Origin of the sequence: Kitasatospora purpeofusca (assembly GCF_036010405.1) — a bacterium.
Classification (GTDB): Bacteria; Actinomycetota; Actinomycetes; order Streptomycetales; family Streptomycetaceae; genus Kitasatospora; species Kitasatospora purpeofusca.
Window position 1 is genome coordinate 3,657,500 of the sequence record NZ_CP108561.1, and the last position, 16,493, is coordinate 3,673,992.

Sequence of the window (16,493 nt, forward strand, 5' to 3'; positions counted from 1 at the left end):
TCGGCAACGGCCGCCCTGATTCGTTAACGTGCACGATGTGACTGCTGAATCCACCTCCCCCGTGAGCGGCGCCGTTGCCGCAGGTCTGGCCACCATCGCCGCGGACGGCACCGTCCTCGACACCTGGTACCCGGCCCCCGCGCTGAACGCCGCGCCCGGCCCGGCCGGGACCGTCCTCCTGACCGCCGAGCAGGCCGAGGCCGAGCTGGGCGCGGGTGCCGCCGAGGCACTGCGCGCCGACGCCCGCCGCGGTGTCGAGGTGGTCGCCGTGCGCACCACCATCGCCTCGCTGGACGAGAAGCCGCTCGACGCGCACGACGCCTACCTGCGTCTGCACCTGCTCAGCCACCGCCTGGTCCAGCCGCACGGTCTGAGCCTGGACGGTGTCTTCGGGCTGCTCGCCAACGTGGCGTGGACCAGCATCGGCCCGGTCCCGGTGGACAAGGTCGAGCAGGCCCGGCTGGCCGTGCGCGCCCAGGGCGGACAGCTCGCCGTCTACGGGATCGACAAGTTCCCGCGGATGACCGACTACGTCGCCCCCTCCGGTGTGCGCATCGCGCACGCGGACCGCGTCCGCCTCGGCGCGCACCTGGCCGTCGGCACCACCGTGATGCACGAAGGCTTCGTCAACTTCAACGCGGGCACGCTGGGCACCTCGATGGTCGAGGGCCGGATCAGTGCCGGCGTCGTGGTCGGCGACCACAGCGACATCGGCGGCGGCGCCTCGATCATGGGCACGCTGTCGGGCGGCGGCAAGCAGGTCGTCTCCGTCGGCGAGCGCTGCCTGCTCGGCGCCAACGCGGGTATCGGCATCTCGCTCGGCAACGACTGCGTCGTCGAGGCCGGCCTCTACGTCACCGCCGGCACCCGGGTGACCACCCCGGACGGCACCGTGGCCAAGGCCGTCGAACTGTCCGGCCAGGACAACCTCCTGTTCCGCCGCAACTCGCAGACCGGCGCCGTCGAGGTCATCGCCCGCTCCGGCTCCTGGGGCGGCCTCAACGCCGACCTCCACGCCCACAACTGACCCCACCCGCCCCTGAGGGTCCGGCTCCCGGTGCCGGGGCTCCGAGCCAACGGCTCGGAGCCCCGGCACCGGCCGTTTCGGCAGGCTCCACCGCCACCGGCCCCGGGCCGGCACCTTCCCCCGGGCGGCCGTAGCCCAGGCGGGTCGGTGGCGGCAAGCCCGGGGTCACCCGGGCGGCTTACCCGTGCCGGTGGTTGGACCGCATCGAGTGGTGGCCGGTGACCGCGCGGCGGGGTGTTCGTTGGTTGCAGCGGCGGGGCCGCGTCCGGCCGCCCGCCGACCGCTCCACGCCGCACCACCGATCCGAAGAGGTCCCCGCATGTCCGAGCCCTGGTCCGAGGTGTCCACCCCCTCGCAGTACCCCACCGACGGGACGGCGGCGCCGGCCGCCCCGAAGGGCCTGTTGGAGCAGATGCAGGAGCTGCTCGCCTCGGTGACCGCGGACCTCGCCGACCTTCAGGCCATCGGTGCCCGTACCACCTCCCCCGCCGCGACCGCTTCCGCCGCCGGCGAGGACGGCGGGCTCTCCGCCGCCCGCTGACCCGGCGGGTCGAGCCGGAGCACCAGTAACCGCTCCTCGTGCTCCGCCGCCGGTTCGGGGAGCCCTCGGGCACCGTCCGGCCCGAACGGCTCCCCGGGCCCGCCCTCCGCCGCCCCGCACGGCTCCGCGTCGTACTCCTCGGGCCGCTCGCCCGCCGCCTGCCGTACGGCGTCCAGCAGTTGGCCGACCAGCTGGGTGCACTCCGCTCCCGCGTCGACCCCGTCGATGCAGGCCCAGTAGAGGCTCTCGGTGTCGGCCCCGCAGGCCAGCACGACCAGCGTCTCCCCCATGTCCCGCAGCAGGCGGCCGAGTTCGTCCAGCATCGGCCCGAACTCCCCGAGCTCGGTGAGCCTTCGGGCCCGGCCGCCCGGCCCGAAGGCGGACGCCGAGGCGGCACCCTCCTCCGGATGCTCCAGGCAGCAGGCCGCGTGGGTGGCCGCCTCGGCCAACAGCTGCCCGAGGCCGGAGAGCCCCTCCTCCCCCGATCTGGCGAGCCGGGTGGCCACCGCCTCGGTGAGCAGCGCGGCCTGCCGGGCCTCGGCCAGCACGTCGGGGACGTTCCTGGTCTCCGCCAGGGCGTGCCGGGCGGTCTTGATCAGTCGCAGCGCTTCCACGGCCGGACACCCCTTCCGTCGCCCGCGCGGCGCCTTGCCGTGCGGTCACGGTGAGAGGGTGCGACGGAGCCCGGGGGTGGCGCATCCGGACTTCGGAAACCTGTGGACAACCCTGGGGCTGTGGACAACTTCCGTCCCCCGCAGGGGTTATGGGCAGCCCTACGGGTTGACTTCCTCGCCCTCGACGGGGGCGTCGGGGACCGGGAAGCGCAGTTCGTTCCGCTCGATCTTGGCGGCCAGGGCCGTCAGCGGATCGACCCCGACGGCCGTGCAGAACTGGAGCAGGTAGGCGAGCACGTCGGCCACCTCGTCCCGCACCCGGTGGGCGCGGTCCGGGTCGGCCATCACGGCGGCCGCCTGCTCGGGGGTGAGCCACTGGAAGATCTCCAGCAGCTCGCCGGCCTCCACGGTCAGGGCCGAGGCGAGGTTCTTGGGGGTGTGGAAGGGCTCCCAGCGGCGAGCCGCGGCGAAGTCCACGAGCCGTTGCCGCAGCTCCTCCAGGGTCGGCCCGGCGGGTTCCGTGTGTCGTTCGTTCACCCGTCCAGGTCTACCGCATCGACCGCCGCCCGGTCGGCCCCGGGGCCCGGCGTCCAAGGCTCCGGCAACGGCACCCCCACCCCCGACCCCGGCCCCGGGGCCACCGCCCCGCCGTCGCGCACCGCCTGGACCGGCACCCGCGCGGTCTCCGTCCGCAGCACCGTGAGCCCCGAGCCCGGATCGCGCCGGCACTCCACCACCGCCGCCCCGGCCGGCAGTTCACCCGGCCCGCCCAGGGCGTCCCGGGCCGCCGCCGGCTCCTGGAGCGTGGCCAGCACCCGCAGCTGGTTGCGCCCCGACATGTCGCGGGCGAGCCGCAGCAGCGAGGCGGCCTGGTCCGTGGAGAGCCCCGCGCCGAGGTCCTCCGCCAGCACGGTGAGCTGCCGCTGCGCCCACGGCACCTCGGCGGCCACGTCGAGGTCCAGCACACCGGCGCCGGTGAGCAGCACGGCGGCGAAGGCGAGGTGGCGGAGCATGCCGTCGGAGGCCTGGTCGGCCCCGGTGCGGCCGAGGACGCCCTCGTCGAACACGGCGAGCACCCGCCGGTCGGCGCCGGTGCCGCGGTGGGCGAGGTCGAGGCCGAGCAGCGGGTGCGGGGCGGCGGACTGGACGACGCGCAGCAGCTGCCCGAACCGGCGGCCGCACTCGTTGCCGAGCCGGGCGACGACGGCGGAGATGTTGGCGGCCGAGCTGAGCAGCCTGGCCTGCGGGTGGGGGCGGGCCCAGCCCCGCATCAGGGCGGGCACGGGGCAGACCGGGAAGACCTCGCGCAGCGCGGTGAGCAGTTGTTCGGCGGCCGCGAGGACCTTGCGTTCGCCGGGCGAGGATCCGGCGACGCGCAGCGGGATCTGGGCGGTGACCAGGGTGCCGCTGGGGAAGGGGGCGCGGATGTCGCCCTGCCTGGTGTCGTTGTGCCAGCTGACGTTGACGCGCCGGTGGCGCAGGTCCTGTTCGCCGGTCTCGACGAGGGTCCGGCCGTCGAGGGTGAGCTGTTCCCTGGCGATGCGGACGGGGCCGTCGGTGCGGACGACGACCTCCAGGGCGATCGGCCCGTCCGGGGAGCGGACGGTGCAGCCGAGGATGAAGGCGTCGCGGCCGTGCGGCACGCACCCGGCGAGGCCGCCGCGCACGGGGGCGGCGAGCGGCCCGGTGGTGCCGGGCCGGCCGTCGAGGGACTCACCGATCTCCTCGCCGAGGGCGAGTCGGGAGAGGACGGCGAGGGCGTCGAGCGCGTTGGACTTGCCGACGCCGGCGGGGCCGTGCAGCACGGTGAGGGGGGCGAGCGGGAGGTTCGCGCGCCGGTAGGACTTGAAGGAGGTGAGCCGGAGCTCCTCGACGATCGGGCGCCGGGCGGTCGCGGCCGCCGGTCCTGGTTCCGGGGTGCGCTGCTGCGGGTGGGCCGGCACGGCGGGGCGGGTGGCGTCGCGGTTCACCCGTCGGACGTTAGCCGCCGGTCGCGCGGCAGAAACGTGCCTGCCCGGCAGATTCATCCCATCGGGGTGACTCCGGCACGGGGCCGGGACGCCGGGCGGGACGCCGGGCGGGACGCCGGGCGGGCGGCCCCTGCGGCGGGGGCCGCCCGTCGGTTCAGCGCCGGTAGGCGGCGACGGTGACGGAGGCCGTGACCTCGACCGGGTCGGGCAGTGCGGCGAGCTGCTCCGCGAGCCGGTCCGGGTCGGTGTGCCAGGCGCTCGGCCCCATGCCGACCACGGTCCGCACGTCCTCGGCGGACAGCCGCATGGTGAACTCGACCTCGCGCCGACCGGCGGGCGTCAGGTAGGGCCCGAGCTTCTCGTCGATGCGTCGCTGCTTCTCCTCGTCGACCGACAACAGGCCGAGGGTGTCGACGAGTTCACGCAGGTGCCGGGAGGTGGGCGAGACCAGGAGCAGGGTGCCGCCGGGCCGCAGCACGCGGCGGATCTCGGGTCCGTTGCGCGGGGCGAACACATTGAGGACGAGTCCGGCGGAGGCGTCCAGCAGGGGCAGCGGCCGCCAGGCGTCGCAGACCACGGCGCCGATCCGGGGGTGGGCCCTGGCGGCGCGGCGCAGTGCGTACTTGGAGATGTCGAGGGCGGCGCCGGGCCGACCGGGCAGGGCGTCCAGGACGTGGGCGAGGTAGTGGCCGGTGCCGGCGCCGAGGTCGGCGACCAGCCCCCCGGGGCCGTCACCGTCACCGTCACCGCCGCCAGAGTCCTCGGCCGCGACGGCGGCCGCCGCGAGCGCGTCGGCGATCGGCCGGTAGTGGCCGGCGGCGAGGAAGTCGCCCCGGGCGGCGACCATGTCGGCGGTGTCCCCGGTGCCGGTGTGGGCGTCGCCCGCGAGCAGGCTGACGTAGCCCTGCTTGGCAAGGTCGTGGCTGTGCCCGCCGGGGCAGCGCAGGGTGCGCCCGTCGAGGGTGAGCGGCCGCGCGCAGTGCGGGCAGGCCAGGTAGGGCTCGATGTCCTGCAGCAAGGGTCCGTCTTCTCTCGCGGCCCGGTCGTGTGCTCGGGCCGGGAGTGCCAGCCTAACCAGCGGCGGTGCCCGGTCCCGCATCCGCCGACGCGGGCGTCGCGGCGCCGGGGCCGGGGCCGGTACCGGCGCCGTCCGCCCGTGGGCGCGGGACCCCGGACGCCGCCCCGCCGACGCGCAGGGCGAGCGCGGCGAGCGCCTCGGGCGCCCCGGCCTGCCCGCGGATGCCCGGGAAGGCGTTGACGTCGACGACGACCGGTTCGCCCGGCCCGTCCAGCAGGTCGACGCCGTAGACGTCGAGGCCGAACACCTCACCGGCCCGCAGCGCCACGCCGGCCCGCTCGGCGGACAGCTCGGCAGGCCCGAACCCACCGTCGCCGTCCGGGAGTTCGGCGTGCTCGGGGCCGGCGAGCTCGGAGCGGCGGCGGGCGCAGAACAGCTGCCCGGCGACGACCCACAGCTTCTGGTCCCAGCCGGTGCTCGGCAGGTAGGGCTGGGCGACGACGGGCTCGTCCGGCCATTCCTCGGCGAGGGCGCGCAGCCGGGCCGGGTCGTCGACGCGGGCGACGAGGTCGTGGCGGCGGCTGTGCCGGCTCTTGACGACGATCGGCAGGAGGAGTTCTCCCGCCTCGACCGCCCGGAGCAGTTCGGCGGGGTCGGCGGCGGCGCGGGTGGGCGCGAACGGCAGTCCGGCCCGCCGGGCGAGTTCGGCCATGGCCAGCCGGTCCTGGCAGAGTTCGGTGGCGGCGACCGGGTTGACGACGGCCGCGCCGCGCTCCTCCAGCCGCCGGGCGAGGGCGAGCGCCGCCGGGGTGTGCGCCTTGAGCAGGTAGACGTCCGCGGGCGGGTCGAACGGCCCGGCGTGCCCGTGAGGACCGTCCGAATCGTCCGGACCGGCCGGACCGGACGTCGGGTCGAGGGCCTCGACGTGGTGGCCGCGAGCGGTCAGCAGCGCGGCGGTCGCGGCGAGCACCGGGTGGTCCGGGGCGGAGGTGATCAGACCGATCCTCATATCGCGCCGCCGACCGGCGCGGCCCCGATGCCACCGACGCCGACACCGCCGACGCCACCGACCGCGACGCCACCGCCGCCGAGTCCGCCGCCGAGTCCGCTCGCGACACCGGCCCCGACCGACGCGCCGCCGCCCTGCGCGGGCATCCGGACCGACCCGGCCCCCAGTACGACCGTCTCCAGCTCCGAGGCGTCGAGCGCCACCGCAGGGGCCGTGACCGCCGTCCCGGTGCGGGCCAGCCGCAGCACCGCCCGCGCCACTCGCGCGACCGCGTCCGGCACCTGCCGGAAGCTCGGGAAGTCGTTGATGTCGACGACCACGGGACCGTCCGGCCCGAGCAGCACGTCGACGCCGTAGAGGTCGAGCCCGAACACCTCGCCGACCTGCGCGGCGATCCGCGCGACCTCGGCGGGCAGCGGCACCTGCCGCTCCCGCACCCCCTGGTCGGGGTTGAGCGGCGAGCACCGCTCGGTCGCGTACAGCTCGCCGTCGACGCAGTACACCTTGAGGTCGGTGCCGGAGTTGGGCACGTAGGGCTGGGCGATCAGCAGGCCCTCGCCGGCCAGCAGGGGGCCGAGCTCGGCGAGGTGCCCGGGGTCGCGGACGAGCCGCACGGCCCGCCCGGAGCTGCCGTCGGCGGGCTTGACGACCAGCGGGTACTCGGCCGCGGGGATCTCGGCGAGCCGTTCCCACCGGGCGGCCGCGTAGGTGACGGGGACGGGCAGCCCCCGGGTGCGGGCGATCACGGAGGCGAGGGCCTTGTCGCGGACGCCGCGGATGGACCGGACGTCGTTGACGGTGGTGAGGCCGACGGCGGCGGCCGCCTCCAGCAGGGTGAGGCCCGGTCCGCCGGAGACGGTCTTGAGCACCCAGGCGTCGTGGCTGCCGGCCCGGACCGCCTCGGAGATCGCCATCAGCGAGTCGCCGGGGCGCAGCACGTCCACCCGGTGCCCCCACGCGGTGAGTTGGCGTACGACGTCGAGCGGCATGCCGTCGTGCCGGTAGTGCTCCTCCACCAGAAAGCAGAGCCTCATGAGCCAGTCATCCCCCTCGCTTCGCCCAGCGCGGACGTCCGCCGTTCACGTCCGGCAGAGCTGTAAAGGCCCCAGGATGCCACGCGCCCCTCACGCAAGATCGCCCGGCCTGTAAGCGTTGGGCAACAATCGCGGTGAAATGCCCGGGCCGAACGGCCGCCGGAGGGCCCAGCGGGTCACGTCGGCGCGGACCGGGGCAGGTCCGGACGGGGTGGCCGGAAATTCCCGGCGGGAACGCGGCGGGCCTGCTTTGATGCACGGCGTGACCTCCCACGATCCCGCATCCACCGCCCCGACCGCCGCCGACGCCGCCGCCCCGGCGCAGCCCGACCCGGCCCTCCTCGAAGCGATCGAGGGCTACTACGACGCCGTACCGCGCGGTTCCGCCCGGGTCGAGGACTTCGGTCCGCTCAGCCTGTTCGTCGCGGAGGGCACCGGCTGGCCGTACTACGCCCGGCCGGCGCTGGGCCACGGGGGTCCGGCCGCCACCGCGGCGGACGTCCGCCGGGTGCGGGCCCGCCAGCGCGAGCTGGGACTGCCGGAGGCCTTCGAGTGGGTGGCGGAGCACGACCCGTTGCTGCGAGCCGCCGTGGAGGAGGCGGGGCTGACCGTGCACGAGCACCCGCTGCTGGTGCTCGGCCCGCAGGACGGGCCCACGGACGAGCCCGGGGACCGTGCCGGGGACGCCGCCGGACCGGACGGTGTGTCGGTCCGGGTGCTGGCCGCCGACGATCCGGCCCTCGCCGAGGCGCTGGCCGTTCCGCACCTGGCGTTCGGCGAACCGGGTACCGGTGTGGGCAGCGCGGGTCCGACCGAACTGGCCGTGCGGGCCGAGGCGTTGAGGGCCGACGGGAGCGCGGAGCGGCTCGCCGCCAGGATCACCGCCGGGAGGACGGCGCTCGCGGCGGCGTTCGGGGAGGGCACGGCGCTCTGCGCGGGCCAGCACAACCCGGTCGGCGAGGTCACCGAGGTGGCCGGGGTGGGCACCCTCCCCTCGGCCCGGCGGCGGGGCCTCGCGCAGGCGGTCACCGCGGCCCTGGTCGCTCACGCCCGGGCCGGCGGGGCGCGGACGGTGTTCCTGTCCGCCGCGGACGAGGACGTGGCCCGGATCTACCGCCGGGCCGGCTTCCGCTCCTTCGCGACGGCCCTGATCGCCGAGCCGGGAGCCGAGGCGGGAGCCGAGCCCGGAACCGAACCGGGAACCGAAGCGGAGTCCGGGCCGGACGCCGCGGCGACCACCGGGGCCCACTGACCCCGCCGTCCGCCGGGACCGCCGCTCACTCCGCGTCGTCGTCGTCCTCGCCGCTGACCTCCTCGTCCTCGGCCTCGTCCACCACCCAGACGGCCAGCCGGTCCGCCACCCCGGAGACGGTCAGCCGCCCCTCGCGGATGGCCCGGGCGAGGCTGCGCACCTCACGGGCGGTGGTGGCCACCGTGCAGCCGCTGGCCACCAGGTAGGCGTAGGCGACGGCGGTGGCGAACAGTTCGTTGGTCTTCTCCAGCGCCGGCACCCGGATCAGCTGGTGCATGAGGGCGGCGGCGCGGTCCTGCGGCTCGGGGTAGACGGCGATGTCGAAGATCTCGGCCTGGTGCCGGGCGACGGCGGCGAGCAGCGATCCGTAGTCGGTGACCTGCGGGTCACCGGGCGTGTACTGCTCGGCGGTCATGAGCAGCCACGAGAGGTCGACCTCCAGTTTCAACGGCGCACGTCCTGGAGGTCGGCCTCGCCCCGCTGCTCGCCGAACTCGGCCAGGAAGGCCGTCTCGTACTCCTTCATGAACTGCGCGGCCGCGTCGACGAACACCCGCCCCGCCTCGCCCATGTCCTGCTGGACCAGGCGTTCGATGTACTGGTTCATGCTGATCCCCTGCTGCTCCGCCCGCTCCCGGGCCATCTCCGCGGTGGTGGCGTCCACCCGGACGTTCAGCTGCTTCTTACCCATGCTTTCAAGCTAGCGCCGAAGTGCTAGCACAACAAGGGCTCACGCATCCCGTCGCACGCCCCCGCCGACGCACACTCGCACGCCCCACCGGCACGCCCGCCGTACGCCCCTACCGACTACCCGCTCCCCCGCCGTCCGACGCGCCCGGGCCCACCGGGAGTGAGACTTGAAGAGTTCTTCACGTTCGGAGACTCTGAAGTGCCCTGAGCATTCCCTGGAGCGGCACCGACCGGTTGTGGAGGCCGGCAATGACAGCCATGTTCGACCAGGAGCTGCGCGAGCAGCTCGACCAGGCCCGCAAGGAACTCGCGGCCGCCCGGGCCGAGGGGGACGCCGACGGCGTCCAGGCGTACGAGGGCCGGATCGCCGGGCTGCTGCGGCTCGCCGCCCAGCACGGCGTCGACCTGCCGCACGACGCCCGGGAAGAGGAGCACAACCTGCCCTGAGGCGCCGCACCGGCCCACGAGACGACGGAGGCGGTACCCGCGCGAACGCCGGGTACCGCCTCCGTCCTGTCCTGCCCGTGCCCGGCCGCCGGCCGGGCCCGCGCGCTCCTGCTTACGCGCCCGCGATCGGCTCCAGGATCGCCACGCACTCGAAGTGGTGCGTCATCGGGAACAGGTCGAACGCCCGCAGCGACACCGGACGGTAGCCGCCCTCGCGGAAGAAGCCGAGGTCCCGGGCCAGCGCCGCCGGGTCGCACGCCACGTACGCGATCCGGCGGGCACCGAGACCGGCCAGGTGCGCGACCGTCTCCCGCCCGGCCCCCGCGCGCGGCGGGTCGAGCACGATGAGGTCGGTGGCGGTGATGCCGGTCCGCGGCAGCAGCGCCTCCACCCGGTCGCACTCGATCTGGACGTTCTCCAGCGCGGCCAGGTTGTGCCGGGCGTCGGCCACCGCCTGCTTGCCGGACTCGATGCCGAGCACCGCGCCGTCCTCGCCGACCCGGTCGGCCAGCGCGCCCGCGAACAGGCCCACGCCGCAGTACAGGTCGAGCGCGTTCTCGCCCCACTGCGGGTCCAGACCGTCCAGGACGGCGTCGACCAGCGTGTCCGGGGCCTCGGGGTGGATCTGCCAGAAGCCGCCGTCGCTGACCCGCCAGGTGCGCCCGGCGGCGCGCTCGCGGACGAAGTTCCGGCCGTGCACCCGGTGGATGTTGCCCTGGTCGTCGATGCGGCTGATGGAGACCGGCCGGTCCAGCTCGACCAGCGGCAGCTGGGCGCCCGGGGCCGGGGTGAGCACCACCTGGCGGTCGGAGGAGCCGGCGGCGGCGATGACCTCGACCGTGGCGACGCCCGGCCAGTCGTGCGCCTCCACGCCCAGCTCGGTGACGCCCTCGGCGGCGATCAGGCAGCGGTCGATCGGCTGGATGTCGTGCGAGCGGTGCTTGCGCAGCCCGACCTTGCCGGTGCCCGGGTCGACGGCGTACTGGACCCGGCTGCGCCAGGTCGGCACCTGCCCGGCCGGCAGCTTGTCGCCGACCGGCTCGACGCTGCCGTCCCAGCCGGCCTCGGCCGGGGTCAGGCCCGCCAGCTTGGCCAGCTGCTCGGTCAGCACCTGCACCTTGAGCTTGCGCTGGCCGCCCGGCGTCACGTGCTGCCAGTCGCAGCCGCCGCACTTGCCGGGCCCGGAGAACGGGCACGGCGGGGCGATCCGCTCCTTGGCGGGCTCCAGCACCTCGACCGCGTCGGCACGCAGGAAGCGCGAGGAGGAGGTGCCCTCGGTGACCTGGGCGATCACCTTCTCGCCCGGCAGCGTGTGCCGGACGAACAGCACCCGGCCCTCGTGCCGGGCCACGCAGTGCCCGCCGCCGTGGGCGACCGGACCGACCTCGACCTCGTAGCGCTCGCCGATCAGCGAGTCACCGGCGGGCACCCTGGGCGCCGACTCGGCGCGGGGCGCGCGGACGGTGGAGCGCAGCGCGCGGGGCGGGCGCACGGCCTGCTTGCGCGGGCGCGCGCCGTCCTTCGAGCCGTCGCCCTGCTGTCCCTGCCCCTGCTGCCCCGAACGGGCCGGACGGTCGGAACGGCCGTCACGCTCGCCGCGGGGCGCACGCTCGGTCCGCTCGGTACGCCCGGCGCCCCCGGCGCCCCCGGACCGCTCGGCCTTCTTCGGCCGGTCGGTGCGCTCGGCACGCTCGGCACGCTCAGGACGCTCAGTGCGCTCCGGAGCGCGCTCCTCCGGCGCGAGCGGCGCCGTCCGCGCGGTGAATCCGTCGCGGTCGGTCGCCTCCGGCCGCTGCGGCTTGCCCCAGCGGGGCCGGGCGACCTGCCCCGGCTTGCCGGACGAACCGCCCTTGCGGGCACCCTTGCCGGAGGAGCCGTTGGAACGAGACGGGGTGTTGCGGGTCACTGGGAGGAGTCCTTCTTGCCGCTGTCAGCCGACCCGGCGGGCTTCGCCGAGACTTCCGACTTTACGGCCTTCGGCGCCCGGGGCTCACCACGTCGCACCGCACCCGGCGCCGACCAGGCCTTCTGCGGCTTGCGCCGTTCGGACGACTCCAGCTGCCACGGCACCGAGGTCACCATCACTCCCGGCTTGAACAGCAGCCGGCCCTTCAGCCGCAGCGCGCTCTGGTTGTGCAGCAGGTGCTCGTACCAGTGGCCGACCACGTACTCCGGGATGTACACCGAGACCACGTCGCGCGGACTGCTGCGGCGCAGGTTCTTCACGTAGTCCAGCACCGGCGCGGTGATCTCCCGGTACGGCGAGTCCAGGACCTTCAGCGGCACCTCGATGCCGCGCTCGTCCCACTCCGCGCGCAGCGCCGCGGTGTCCGCCGGATCGACGTTCACGGTCACCGCCTCCAGGGTGTGCGCCCGGGCGAGCCGTGCGTACGCCAGCGCGCGCAGCGCCGGCTTGTGCAGCTTGGAGACCAGGACGATGGCGTGCACCCGGGTGGGCAGCACCACGTCGTCCGGCTCCTCGGCGGCGACCAGCTCGGCCGACACCCGGTCGTAGTGCCGGCGGATCGCCTTCATCATCACGAACAGCACGACCATCGCCGCGATCGCGATCCAGGCGTGGCTGATCTTGGTGGCGAGCACGACGATCAGCACGGCCATGGTCATCACCAGGCCGAAGGTGTTGATCGCCCGGCTGCGCTGCATGTGGCGGCGCTTGGCCGGGTCGGTCTCGGTGCGCAGGTGCCTGGTCCAGTGCCGGATCATGCCGGACTGGCTCATGTTGAACGACACGAAGACGCCGACGATGTAGAGCTGGATCAGCCTGGTCGGGTCCGCGTCGAAGGCGATGATGAACAGGATCGCGGCCAGCGCCAGCAGGATGATGCCGTTGGAGAAGGCCAGCCGGTCGCCGCGGGTGTGCAGCTGGCGCGGCAGGTAGCGGTCCTGGGCCAGGATCGAGCCCAGCACCGGGAAGCCGTTGAACGCGGTGTTCGCGGCCAGCACCAGGATCAGGCCGGTCACGGCGGCGACGAAGTAGAAGCCCGGCGTGAAGTTGGAGAACACGGCCTCGCTGATCTGCGCCAGCGCGGTCTTCTGGTGGTAGTCGCCGGGCACGCCGACCAGCTGCTCCGCGGGCTGCTCGGCCATCTGGACGCCGGTCAGCCGGGCCAGCCAGATGATGCCCATGAACATCACGACCGCGATGCTCGCCATCATCAGCAGGGTGGTCGCCGCGTTCTTGCTCTTCGGCTTGCGGAACGCGGGCACGCCGTTGGAGATCGCCTCCACTCCGGTCAGCGCCGCACAGCCCGAGGAGAACGCCTTGAGCAGCAGGAACACCATCGCGAAGCCCGCCAGGGACTCGTTCCCCGGGGTCGCCTGCAGGTGGAAGCCGGCGCTCTCGGCGGGCATGTCCTGCCCCAGGCCGAAGTGCCGGACCACGCCGTACACCACCATGCCGAGCACGCCGACCATGAAGGCGTAGGTCGGGACGGCGAAGGCCGAACCGGACTCCCGGACGCCGCGCAGGTTCATACCCATCAGCACGATGACCACGACGACCGACAGGGTCAGCTCGTGGCCGCGCAGCGCCGGCACCGCCGACACCACGTTGGCCACGCCCGAGGTGGTGGAGACCGCGACGGTGAGGATGTAGTCGACCATCAGCGCGCTCGCGACCACCAGGCCGGAGTTGGGGCCGTGGTTCACGGTGGCGACCTCGTAGTCGCCGCCGCCGCTCGGGTAGGCATGCACGTTCTGCCGGTAGGAGGCCACCACGGCGAGCATGACGATGGCGACGACGACGCCGATCTGCCACGAGAAGTGGATGGCCGAGGCACCCGCCAGGGAGAGTGTCAGCAGGATCTCCTCGGGCGCGTACGCGACCGAGGAGAGCGCGTCCGAGGCGAAGACGGGCAGCGCGATGCGCTTGGGGAGCAGAGTCTCCCCCAGCTTGTCGCTGCGCAACGCACGCCCGATCAGGATGCGTTTCGGTAGGTCAGTCGGCATAGGCACGTTAAGGAATCGTAGGGGTAGTCGACCCCGGGGTCCGAAGGGCCACCCCCTTGCCGCCCGTCGGGGTGCCCCTTCGTCGCGACTGTGTTCGGTGGACCGGCTAGCGTGTCGGATACGAGCAGGGCGGCAACACTCAGGTTGTCGTACCTAGCCCCACGAGGACGCCCGCCCCGGACACCGGAGCGGGGAAACGGAGATTGAGCGGTGTTTGCGCAGGTCATGGCCCCAACGGGACGGGTGAGGTAGCGCCGGTGCACATCGTCATCATGGGCTGCGGCCGGGTGGGCTCCGCGCTCGCCCGCGCACTGGAGAAACAGGGCCACTCGGTGGCCGTGGTCGACCAGGACCCGACGTCGTTCCGCCGGCTGGGTGCCGGTTTCAACGGGCGCCGGGTGACCGGGGTCGGCTTCGACCAGGACACCCTGAAGGAGGCGGGGATCGAGGAGGCCGGCGCCTTCGCCGCCGTCTCCAGCGGTGACAACTCCAACATCATCGCCGCCCGGGTGGCCCGCGAGAACTTCGGTGTGGAGAACGTCGCGGCCCGGATCTACGACCCCCGTCGCGCCGAGGTCTACCAGCGCCTGGGCATCCCGACCGTCGCCACCGTCCGCTGGACGGCGGACCAGATGCTGCGCCGGCTGCTGCCGAGCGGCTCCGAGCCGCTCTGGCAGGACCCGAGCGGCGCCGTCCAGCTCGCCGAGGTCGCCTACAACCCCGAGTGGGTCGGCCACCGGCTGAGCGAGCTGGAGGAGGCCTCCGGCACCCGGGTCGCGTTCCTCACCCGGCTCGGCGAGGGCGTGCTGCCCTCGTCCCAGATGGTGGTTCAGGAGGGCGACCTGGTGCACGTGATGCTGCGCCGCGCCGACCTGACGACGGTCGAGGCCGCGTTCGCGCGGGGCCCGGAGCAGGAGGGCCACTGATGCGCGTAGCCATTGCCGGAGCCGGAGCCGTCGGCCGCTCGATCGCGGGCGAGCTGCTGGAGAACGGCCACGAGGTCCTGCTGATCGACAAGAACCCGAACTCCATCTCGGTGGAGCGGGTGCCCATGGCGGAGTGGCTGCTGGCCGACGCCTGCGAGATCACCTCGCTCGACGAGGCCGCGCTGCAGCGCTGCCACGTGGTGATCGCCGCGACCGGCGACGACAAGGTCAACCTGGTCGTGTCGCTGCTCGCGAAGACCGAGTACGGGGTGCCCCGGGTGGTCGCCCGGGTCAACAACCCGAAGAACGAGTGGCTCTTCAACGAGTCCTGGGGCGTGGACGTCGCCGTCTCCACCCCGCGCCTGATGTCCGCCCTGGTCGAGGAGGCCGTCAGCGTCGGCGACCTGGTCCGGCTGATGCGCTTCAGCCAGGGCAACGCCAACCTGGTCGAGCTGACCCTCGCCTCCGACACCGAACTGGTCGGCACCCGGGTCGGCGACGTCGCCTGGCCGCAGGACACCGCCCTGGTGACGATCATCCGCGAGGGCCGGGTCCTGGTGCCGGGCAAGGACGACACCCTGGAGGGCGGCGACGAGCTGCTCTTCGTGGCCGCCCAGGAGCGCGAGGAGGAGCTGGAGGACCTGCTCTCCAGCTCCCCGAACGCCCAGTAGCAGCCGCCGTACTCCGCCGTACGGGAACGGCCGGGGGCCCGCACTCCTCGTGAGTGCGGGCCCCCGGCCGTTCCTGCGGTGCGCCCCGACCGGGTCAGTTCCCCCGGGCCGGACCGCCCGCGGAGTGCTCGTGGTCGGGCTGCTCCTGCCCCGGCTCCGGCTCCTCGTCCAGCTGCGCCTTGATCGGCGGCGGCGCCTTCAGCAGGATCTGCCAGGTCACGTACATCGCCAGCAGCAGCGGCGGGATGCCCAGGGCGACCTTGAGCCAGCCCAGCAGATTGACGTTGTGGGTGAAGTACAGCGGGAAGAGGATCAGCGGCTTGATGCCCATGATCACGACCCAGGCCCAGGTGGCCTTGGTGTAGGCGGCCAGCCGGCCCGGGTTCTCCTTGCGCCAGGTGAACATCTCGCCGGTCACCGGGCCGAGCATGATGCCGATCAGCGGCCAGCGGACCAGTGCCGACACGGCCAGGCCGATGCAGTAGCCGACGTTCCAGAGCAGGCCGGGCAGGTAGAAGTTCTCCGCCTTGCCGGTCTTCATCGAGATCCAGGCACCGATCGCGACGCCGAACACCCCGCTGAAGGCGTGCTGGACGGTCTCCCGCTTCAGCAGCCGCGCCACCACGAACAGCGCGCTCAGGGCCAGCGCCGCCCAGGCGGCCGCCGGCACCTTGTGGGTGATGTTGTAGGTGACGATGAAGACCAGACCGGGCAGGGTCATGTCGATCATGCCCCGGACCCCGCCGAAGGCCTTCATGACGGTGTCGGCGGCCTCGCGCGAGGCCTGCGCCTGCCGGGCGGCCTCCTCGGCGTCGATATCCACCAGGCCGAGCTGGGCGGCGGAATCGCCGCCGGACTGCTTGCTCACGCTCATTCGCTCCCGTGTCCGACCGGACGCAGCTCGTAGCGGGGGTTGAACAGCACCCGCCGACCGCGCGCATGACTGATCCGGCCGCTGGCGACCAGACGGCGCCCCGGCTCGATGCCCATGATGGAGCGGCGCCCGAGCCAGACCACGTCCAGCGCCTCGGTGCCGTCGAAGAGCTCCGCCTCCAGGGCCGGCACGCCGGCCCTCGGGCGCAGCGTCACGGTGCGCAGGGTGCCCGCGACGGTGACCAGTTCCCGGTCCCCGCAGCTGGCGATCGGGGTACAGCCCGACTCCGCCGCGATCTCCTGACGCAGCTCCTCGGCCTGGAGCTCCTCCGCGGAGGAGGTCAGCCGGCTGAGCATGCGGCGGAAGCGCCCCTGCGGCTGGCCGCTGCTGTTGTCACCACTCATGCCGGAAGGGTACCGGTTCCGGGGCCCCCGGCGGCAGGCCGCGCAAGC

General features: G+C 74.1%; 18 protein-coding genes. 6 read left to right on the forward strand and 12 right to left on the reverse strand.

What is annotated here, in order from left to right; genetic code table 11:
• The first annotated feature begins 37 nt into the window (after window positions 1–37).
• Entirely contained in the window at window positions 38–1,027 is a 990-nt protein-coding gene (gene dapD / locus OG715_RS15910) for a 2,3,4,5-tetrahydropyridine-2,6-dicarboxylate N-succinyltransferase (protein WP_266269429.1), read from the forward strand.
• A gap of 319 nt (window positions 1,028–1,346) precedes the next feature.
• Window positions 1,347–1,568, forward strand: coding sequence for a hypothetical protein (locus OG715_RS15915; RefSeq protein WP_266269431.1), 222 nt, complete (start codon window positions 1,347–1,349; stop codon window positions 1,566–1,568).
• Here the strand turns inward: OG715_RS15915 and OG715_RS15920 are convergent.
• The 6 genes from OG715_RS15920 to OG715_RS15945 all read right to left on the reverse strand — a co-directional run bounded on the left by OG715_RS15920 (window position 1,484) and on the right by OG715_RS15945 (window position 7,213).
• A complete protein-coding gene (locus tag OG715_RS15920; RefSeq protein ID WP_266269433.1) occupies window positions 1,484–2,182 on the reverse strand; it encodes a DUF6099 family protein in 699 nt (232 codons plus the stop codon). The two genes, OG715_RS15915 and OG715_RS15920, sit on opposite strands and share 85 nt — an antisense overlap.
• 159 nt (window positions 2,183–2,341) lie before the next feature.
• Window positions 2,342–2,719 (reverse strand): nucleotide pyrophosphohydrolase, encoded by a 378-nt coding sequence (locus tag OG715_RS15925; RefSeq protein WP_266269434.1) that lies wholly within the window; start codon window positions 2,717–2,719, stop codon window positions 2,342–2,344.
• Window positions 2,716–4,152: an AAA family ATPase gene (locus OG715_RS15930; protein ID WP_266269435.1), complete on the reverse strand. Its 1,437-nt coding sequence runs from the start codon at window positions 4,150–4,152 to the stop codon at window positions 2,716–2,718. The genes OG715_RS15925 and OG715_RS15930 overlap by 4 nt, the downstream gene beginning before the upstream one ends.
• Before the next feature lie 154 nt (window positions 4,153–4,306).
• Window positions 4,307–5,170, reverse strand: coding sequence for a putative RNA methyltransferase (locus OG715_RS15935; RefSeq protein ID WP_266269436.1), 864 nt, complete (start codon window positions 5,168–5,170; stop codon window positions 4,307–4,309).
• 52 nt (window positions 5,171–5,222) lie between these two features.
• Entirely contained in the window at window positions 5,223–6,179 is a 957-nt protein-coding gene (locus tag OG715_RS15940; RefSeq protein ID WP_266269437.1) for an ATP-grasp domain-containing protein, read from the reverse strand.
• On the reverse strand, window positions 6,176–7,213 hold the full coding sequence (locus OG715_RS15945) for an ATP-grasp domain-containing protein (protein ID WP_266269438.1): 1,038 nt from the start codon (window positions 7,211–7,213) through the stop codon (window positions 6,176–6,178). Before OG715_RS15945 ends, OG715_RS15940 begins: the two co-directional genes overlap by 4 nt.
• A 262-nt stretch (window positions 7,214–7,475) precedes the next feature.
• Between OG715_RS15945 and OG715_RS15950 the strand changes: the two genes are divergently transcribed.
• Complete coding sequence (locus tag OG715_RS15950) at window positions 7,476–8,465, forward strand: GNAT family N-acetyltransferase (RefSeq protein ID WP_266269440.1); 990 nt, start codon at window positions 7,476–7,478, stop codon at window positions 8,463–8,465.
• A gap of 25 nt (window positions 8,466–8,490) precedes the next feature.
• Here the strand turns inward: OG715_RS15950 and OG715_RS15955 are convergent, their stop codons facing one another.
• Both OG715_RS15955 and OG715_RS15960 read right to left on the reverse strand, forming a co-directional pair.
• Window positions 8,491–8,913, reverse strand: coding sequence for a hypothetical protein (locus tag OG715_RS15955; RefSeq protein ID WP_045942211.1), 423 nt, complete (start codon window positions 8,911–8,913; stop codon window positions 8,491–8,493).
• Window positions 8,910–9,155 carry a toxin-antitoxin system HicB family antitoxin gene (locus OG715_RS15960; RefSeq protein WP_030397363.1) on the reverse strand — a complete coding sequence of 82 codons (246 nt, stop codon included), beginning with the start codon at window positions 9,153–9,155 and terminating at the stop codon, window positions 8,910–8,912. The genes OG715_RS15955 and OG715_RS15960 overlap by 4 nt, the downstream gene beginning before the upstream one ends.
• 248 nt (window positions 9,156–9,403) lie before the next feature.
• Between OG715_RS15960 and OG715_RS15965 the strand changes: the two genes are divergently transcribed.
• A complete protein-coding gene (locus tag OG715_RS15965) occupies window positions 9,404–9,601 on the forward strand; it encodes a hypothetical protein (protein ID WP_149030414.1) in 198 nt (65 codons plus the stop codon).
• Between the two features lie 112 nt (window positions 9,602–9,713).
• Here OG715_RS15965 and OG715_RS15970 read toward each other — a convergent pair whose 3' ends face one another.
• Together OG715_RS15970 and OG715_RS15975 are read right to left on the reverse strand one after the other, a co-directional pair.
• Window positions 9,714–11,030: a class I SAM-dependent RNA methyltransferase gene (locus tag OG715_RS15970; RefSeq protein ID WP_266271688.1), complete on the reverse strand. Its 1,317-nt coding sequence runs from the start codon at window positions 11,028–11,030 to the stop codon at window positions 9,714–9,716.
• 473 nt (window positions 11,031–11,503) lie between these two features.
• Window positions 11,504–13,576 carry an APC family permease gene (locus OG715_RS15975; protein WP_266269441.1) on the reverse strand — a complete coding sequence of 691 codons (2,073 nt, stop codon included), beginning with the start codon at window positions 13,574–13,576 and terminating at the stop codon, window positions 11,504–11,506.
• 251 nt (window positions 13,577–13,827) lie between these two features.
• Between OG715_RS15975 and OG715_RS15980 the strand changes: the two genes are divergently transcribed.
• Window positions 13,828–14,496 carry a potassium channel family protein gene (locus tag OG715_RS15980; RefSeq protein WP_045942213.1) on the forward strand — a complete coding sequence of 223 codons (669 nt, stop codon included), beginning with the start codon at window positions 13,828–13,830 and terminating at the stop codon, window positions 14,494–14,496.
• Window positions 14,496–15,167 carry a potassium channel family protein gene (locus tag OG715_RS15985; protein WP_266269443.1) on the forward strand — a complete coding sequence of 224 codons (672 nt, stop codon included), beginning with the start codon at window positions 14,496–14,498 and terminating at the stop codon, window positions 15,165–15,167. The genes OG715_RS15980 and OG715_RS15985 overlap by 1 nt, the downstream gene beginning before the upstream one ends.
• Before the next feature lie 94 nt (window positions 15,168–15,261).
• Here the strand turns inward: OG715_RS15985 and OG715_RS15990 are convergent, their stop codons facing one another.
• Window positions 15,262–16,035 carry a DUF3159 domain-containing protein gene (locus OG715_RS15990; RefSeq protein WP_266269444.1) on the reverse strand — a complete coding sequence of 258 codons (774 nt, stop codon included), beginning with the start codon at window positions 16,033–16,035 and terminating at the stop codon, window positions 15,262–15,264.
• Between the two features lie 2 nt (window positions 16,036–16,037).
• Window positions 16,038–16,445 (reverse strand): OB-fold nucleic acid binding domain-containing protein, encoded by a 408-nt coding sequence (locus OG715_RS15995; RefSeq protein ID WP_030397356.1) that lies wholly within the window; start codon window positions 16,443–16,445, stop codon window positions 16,038–16,040.
• Window positions 16,446–16,493 lie beyond the last annotated feature (48 nt).

Excerpts from the sequence above, each read along its gene's own strand:
- OG715_RS15915 (WP_266269431.1), top strand. The coding sequence starts at position 1,347 with ATGTCCGAGCCCTGGTCCGAGGTGTCCACCCCCTCGCAGTACCCCACC.
- OG715_RS15965 (WP_149030414.1), top strand. The coding sequence starts at position 9,404 with ATGACAGCCATGTTCGACCAGGAGCTGCGCGAGCAGCTCGACCAGGCC.
- OG715_RS15985 (WP_266269443.1), top strand. The coding sequence starts at position 14,496 with ATGCGCGTAGCCATTGCCGGAGCCGGAGCCGTCGGCCGCTCGATCGCG.
- OG715_RS15940 (WP_266269437.1), bottom strand. The coding sequence starts at position 6,179 with ATGAGGATCGGTCTGATCACCTCCGCCCCGGACCACCCGGTGCTCGCC.
- OG715_RS15995 (WP_030397356.1), bottom strand. The coding sequence starts at position 16,445 with ATGAGTGGTGACAACAGCAGCGGCCAGCCGCAGGGGCGCTTCCGCCGC.
- OG715_RS15960 (WP_030397363.1), bottom strand. The coding sequence starts at position 9,155 with ATGGGTAAGAAGCAGCTGAACGTCCGGGTGGACGCCACCACCGCGGAG.
- OG715_RS15945 (WP_266269438.1), bottom strand. The coding sequence starts at position 7,213 with ATGAGGCTCTGCTTTCTGGTGGAGGAGCACTACCGGCACGACGGCATG.